The organism is Desulfosporosinus sp. Tol-M2 (genome assembly GCF_059735615.1).
On record NZ_JCAIJG010000136.1, the window covers coordinates 478 to 5,999 of the forward strand.

Consider the following 5,522-nt stretch of genomic DNA (forward strand, 5'->3'; position numbering starts at 1 on the left):
GTTTGGGGAGGAATAACTTATTTTAGCCAATGAGCATTTCCCGGAACAGGGGGCGGATGATGAATCGCATTTTAATCGTCGAGGATGATATCGCCCTAAGCAATGGTATTGTCCTTGCTCTAAAAGATGATAATTGCGCCTTTGTGCAGGCCTATGATATTGTCGGTGCAAAGAAGCGGATGAAAAGCAATTCCTTTGATTTGATGATCTTGGATATCAATTTACCGGATGGAAAGGGCCTTGACCTTTTAGCCGATGTTCGCAAAAATTCGGCTTTGCCTGTCATTGTCCTGACGGCCAATGATCTGGAAACTGATATTGTAACAGGTTTTGAGCTTGGTGCGGATGACTATATCACAAAACCTTTCAGTCTTATGGTGCTTAGGGCAAGAGTAGGCGTCCAACTGCGAAAGGGCAGACAGCAGCTTTCCGACACGATACACATTGACGGGTTTTCCTTTTCCTTTGAAAAGATGGAGTTTTGGAAAGACGGCCAACTTATTGACCTAAGCAAAACTGAGCAAAAATTGCTCAAAGTCTTAATACTAAACAGAGGAAATACCGTTTCGCGTGCCGATCTGGTAGACAGGATCTGGACTGACGGAGCAGAGTATGTGGACGAAAACGCCCTGTCTGTTACGATAAAAAGGCTGCGTGATAAACTGGAAGATATTCCGTCAGCGCCGCAATATATTAAAACGGTCTATGGCATCGGCTATACATGGACAGTGAAATGATATGAATACACTTGATTATATTTGTATCGGGATTGCCATTGTTGCTTTATTAGCAGCTGTGATTGTTGTTATTTCGTATCGTCAAAGGACAAAGAAAACGCTGGCGAAAATTAGCGGTATGCTGGACGCAGCCATAGACGACAGCTTTGTTGAGGGTGTTTTTGATGAATCTGCTTTATCCGCGGTGGAAGCGAAGCTTGCCCGGTATCTTTCCATATGTGCGGTCTCCTCAAAGAATCTGCTTACGGAAAAGGATAAAATAAAAGGGTTGATATCGGATATTTCTCATCAGACCAAAACACCCATTGCCAATATTCTGCTCTATTCACAGCTGCTCAGTGAACATGAATTGCCGGTGGACTGTATGGTTTGTGTGAAAGCCTTGTCCGCGCAGGCGGAGAAGCTGAACTTTCTGATCAGTGCTTTAGTAAAAACATCGCGGCTTGAAACGGGAATAATAACTGTTTCACCTCAGCAGGAAGCGGTACAAAGGTTACTGGATGATGCACGGCAACAAATCATGCCAAAGGCTGAGGCAAAAGGTATTTCTGTTGCGGTGGAGGATACGGAGCTAAGTGCCTGCTTTGACCTGAAGTGGACGACCGAAGCAGTATACAATATCATTGACAACGCCGTAAAATATACCGAAAGCGGCGGTAGTATTACTATTAAAGCCATACCCTATGAGTTGTTCTGCCGTATTGATATTACGGATAATGGAATTGGTATTGCAGAGCATGAACAAAGCAAAATATTCACTCGTTTCTATCGCTCGGCAGACGTAAGCAATCAAGAAGGCGTTGGCATTGGGCTGTTTTTGGCAAGGGAGATCCTGGCAGCCGAGGGCGGTTATATCAAGGTATCCTCTGTGCTGGGGAGGGGGTCCACCTTTTCAGTATTTTTGCCGACAACAAAGTGAAATCTTTCAAAACTGTTATGTTTCAGATAGATTGTGGAAAGATTGTTAGAGTATAGTCTGTATTGTAGGAAGCTGCAATACAGATTATTTTTTTGGAGGTAATTCAAATGACAATACTTCAGACAAAAGAACTGAAAAAATATTACGGCAGTGGGGATACGATGGTGCGGGCCCTTGATGGTGTTGACCTCAGCGTTGAGAAAGGGGAATTTGTGGCAATTGTAGGCACATCAGGCAGCGGCAAGTCTACTCTTCTGCATATGCTGGGTGGACTTGATCGTCCAACAAGCGGTACAGTCACCGTGGATGGCAAGGAGGTATTCTTGTTGAAAGATGAAGAGCTGACAATTTTTCGCAGAAGAAAAATCGGCTTTGTTTTTCAAAATTATAATCTTGTTCCTGTCTTGAATGTGTACGAGAATATTGTCCTGCCTATTCAACTGGACGGCAATGAGCCGGATAAACCCTATGTGGATAAAATCATTGGGACACTGGGGCTTGAAAACAAACTGAATAATCTGCCAAACAACCTTTCCGGCGGTCAGCAGCAGCGTGTGGCAATTGCCAGGGCTTTGGTCGCAAAACCGGCTATTATTCTTGCCGATGAACCCACAGGAAACCTGGACAGCAGGACAAGTCTTGATGTAATGGGACTTCTCAAAGTGACAAGCCAACAATTCAAGCAAACCATCGTGATGATTACGCACAATGAGGAAATCGCCCAGATGGCAGACCGGATCATCCGCATTGAGGACGGAAAAATTGTGAGTGGTGATGGCAAATGATTAAGGTTAAGAACAAAAAAGCAATTCGCAATCTGGCGGACAAAAGCTTTCGCGCAAACAAAACCCGCAATCTGATTGCAATTATTGCCATTGCCTTGACTGCGGTACTTTTTACTACGCTTTTTACCATGGGCATAGGTACGGTGGAGAGCCTGCAGCGGGCTTCTATGCGTCAGGCGGGCGGCGATGGTCATGCTGTACTTAAATATATTAACGATGAGGAATTTGACAACATCAAAGACCATTCTCTGATCAAAGAAATCGCCTATAACCGTATGCTCTGCGATGATGTTGAAAACGAAGAGTTTTTAAAGTGCCGTGCAGAGTTTTGGTATTATGACGATGTGGGGCTGAAACTTGGATTTTGTGAGCCCACAAGCGGACACAAACCGATGGCTGAAAACGAGATCATTGCAGATACCAAGACCTTGCAATTGATGGGCGTACCTTTGGAGGTAGGCGCACCGCTTACGCTTACACTTAATATCAGGGGTGAGGAAGTCGAGCGCAACTTTATCCTCGCCGGTTGGTGGGAAAGTGATCCCGTTTTTAACGTGGGGCAGATATTTGCCTCCCGAGCCTATGTAGATGCTCATGCGGATGAACTGCAAAATACATTCAAGGAAGACCATTCTCTCACCGGCGCCATTAACGCCTATATTATGTTCAAAAATAGCTTCAATTTGCAGGAAAAGCTGGAAAAGGTGATTACTGAAAGCGGCTATTCTCTTGACGAAAATGCGCCAAACTATCTTGAGCATAATGTGAACTGGGCATACCTTTCCACAAACTTTGGCATGGACGCGGGCACGCTTGTTGCGATGGTTTCGGGCTTGCTGCTTATCGTTTTTACCGGTTATCTGATTATTTATAACATTTTTCAAATTTCAGTTATCCGGGACATCCGGTTTTATGGCCTTTTAAAAACCATCGGCACGACCGGGAGTCAGATCCGCCGTATTATCCGCAGACAGGCGCTGATCCTTTCGGCCATAGGAATACCAATTGGGCTGATTGCGGGGTTTTTTATCGGTAAATCTCTTGTTCCCCTTATTATTAACAATTCTGCATATGCCGGAAGTGCGGTTTCTGTCTCGCCCAGCCCGTTGATTTTTATCGGTGCGGCGTTGTTCGCTCTCGTCACAGTGCTAATAAGTACCTATAAGCCCGGAAGCATAGCCGCGTCTGTATCGCCGGTGGAAGCAGTACGGTACACAGAAGGAAATACAAAGCAAAACAGCAAGCAAAAGAAATCCACTCATAGTGCGAAAATGCCTCGTCTGGCACTAGCGAATTYGGGAAGAAACAAAAAACGTACCATTCTGGTGCTTATCAGCTTGTCTCTAAGCCTTGTGCTTCTGAACACGGTGTTCACGCTGTCTCAGAGCATTGACATGGATAAGTTCCTCTCCAAATTTGTGGATACCGATTTCTTGATTGCCCATGCCGACTACTTTCAAAATGAATTCCGCGGTCCAGAAAATCAAACCAGCGAAAGCTTCATTCAGGCAGTGGAAGCTCAGCCCGGCTTTGAGGAGGGCGGGCGTTTGTACGGTGGCCGCGCGGAAATGTTTGCGGTAGAGGACGAAAAGAACACAACACAGGGTTATAACATCAACAGTAATGGCGACTTTATGGCTGCTGTTTATGGTCTTGAAAATTTACCGATCCAACGGCTGGAACTTATTGATGGCGAGCTTGATTTTGAAAAGCTGGCTACCGGCAAGTACATTCTGGAGGGAGTTAAATTGGATGACAACGGTGTCCCGCAAATGGACAGCGCTCATTTTGCAGTGGGTGAAACGCTCACCCTTCATAACTACAAGGGAACGTCGCAAACTTTTGCCGATAGGGAGTATACTGCGAAAGATTTTACAGTGCTTGGTCATGTGGCAATAAAAACTCATGCCAATTCCGACCGCACGGGATGGGACTATAACTTCTATCTCCCGGCGGAAGTATACAAAACATTTGTCGAACAGCCGGCGGTTATGAGCTATGCCTTTAATGTTTCGAAAGATCAGGAAGCTGAGATGGAAAGCTTTTTACAAAGCTACACCGACAAGGTGGAACCTGTGATGAATTACACTTCGAAGTTTACCGCTCTCAATGAGTTTTCCGGTATGCGTAACACTGTTGTTTCAATTGGCGGCGCACTGAGCTTTATCATTGGGCTGATTGGTGTACTAAATTTCATCAATGCTAACCTCACGAGTATCATGACACGACGCAAGGAATTCGCCATGATGCAAAGCATTGGCATGACCCGGAAGCAACTGCGCAGTATGCTGACGTATGAAGGCTTCTATTATTCCTTTGGAACTTGTGTGCTTTCACTCGCTTTCGGCACGATATTTTCACTATTGATTGTTAAACCCTTCTGCGGAATGCTGTGGTTTTTCAGTTACCAATTTATCCTGTGGCCGCTATTAATTGTACTGCCTTTCCTGGTTGTGCTTGGAGCGATTATTCCTTTGGTATTGTATACATTGACTGATAAGCAAAGTATTGTGGAGCGGCTCCAGGAGGCGGAATAGTTCGGGTAAAGTAACCTTACCGAACCACAAAGGTGATCTTCCACCTGGTACACTCAACAGCATATGGAAGCAGGCAGGGGTGAAATAAGCACTGTATCCTTACTAATAAATATAAAATAATATAGGAGGGATTAACTTGCGTAAAATAACTTATTTTGCAGTATTTGAACCGTCAGTGGATGGAGCATTTGGTGTATATTTTCCTGACTTACCAGGATGTATTTCAATAGGGGATAACTTTTTACATGCTCGGGGTATGGCAACTGAAGCTTTAGGACTACATCTGTGGGGAATGGAAAAAGATAATAATATAATCCCAGTTCCCGCTCAGCCACCATTTAACGATATTCCAACCGGTTCTATAATCGTGCCTATCACAGTGTTTCCGGAAGTTGTAAAGAATGAAATGGATAACAGATCTGTAAAGACAAATATAACTTTACCGGCATGGTTAAAGGATTTGGCAGAAAAGCAGGGAGTGAATTTTTCTCAGATTACCCAGGCTGCGCTTAAGGAATACCTTGGAGTTGATAGACCCTAAGAT

At 44.6% G+C, this 5,522-nt stretch carries 6 protein-coding genes; all 6 read left to right on the forward strand.

Annotated features, from left to right (window positions below; genetic code table 11):
• Positions 1 to 59 precede the first annotated feature (59 nt).
• The 6 genes from AC6I5A_RS10955 (at position 60) to AC6I5A_RS10980 (ending at position 5,519) form a co-directional block, all read left to right on the forward strand.
• Positions 60 to 737: a response regulator transcription factor gene (locus tag AC6I5A_RS10955; RefSeq protein WP_034615682.1), complete on the forward strand. Its 678-nt coding sequence runs from the start codon at positions 60 to 62 to the stop codon at positions 735 to 737.
• A gap of 1 nt (position 738) precedes the next feature.
• Positions 739 to 1,656, forward strand: a complete 918-nt coding sequence (locus AC6I5A_RS10960; RefSeq protein ID WP_034615683.1) for a sensor histidine kinase — start codon at positions 739 to 741, stop codon at positions 1,654 to 1,656.
• A 107-nt stretch (positions 1,657 to 1,763) separates the two neighbouring features.
• Positions 1,764 to 2,441, forward strand: coding sequence for an ABC transporter ATP-binding protein (locus tag AC6I5A_RS10965; protein ID WP_034615684.1), 678 nt, complete (start codon positions 1,764 to 1,766; stop codon positions 2,439 to 2,441).
• A complete protein-coding gene (locus AC6I5A_RS10970) occupies positions 2,438 to 4,978 on the forward strand; it encodes an ABC transporter permease (RefSeq protein WP_034615685.1) in 2,541 nt (846 codons plus the stop codon). The genes AC6I5A_RS10965 and AC6I5A_RS10970 overlap by 4 nt, the downstream gene beginning before the upstream one ends.
• Complete coding sequence (locus tag AC6I5A_RS10975; RefSeq protein ID WP_497900676.1) at positions 4,950 to 5,066, forward strand: type II toxin-antitoxin system HicA family toxin; 117 nt, start codon at positions 4,950 to 4,952, stop codon at positions 5,064 to 5,066. Before AC6I5A_RS10970 ends, AC6I5A_RS10975 begins: the two co-directional genes overlap by 29 nt.
• Positions 5,067 to 5,114: 48 nt before the next feature.
• Positions 5,115 to 5,519, forward strand: a complete 405-nt coding sequence (locus AC6I5A_RS10980) for a HicB family protein (protein WP_034615686.1) — start codon at positions 5,115 to 5,117, stop codon at positions 5,517 to 5,519.
• The last annotated feature ends 3 nt before the right edge of the window (positions 5,520 to 5,522 follow it).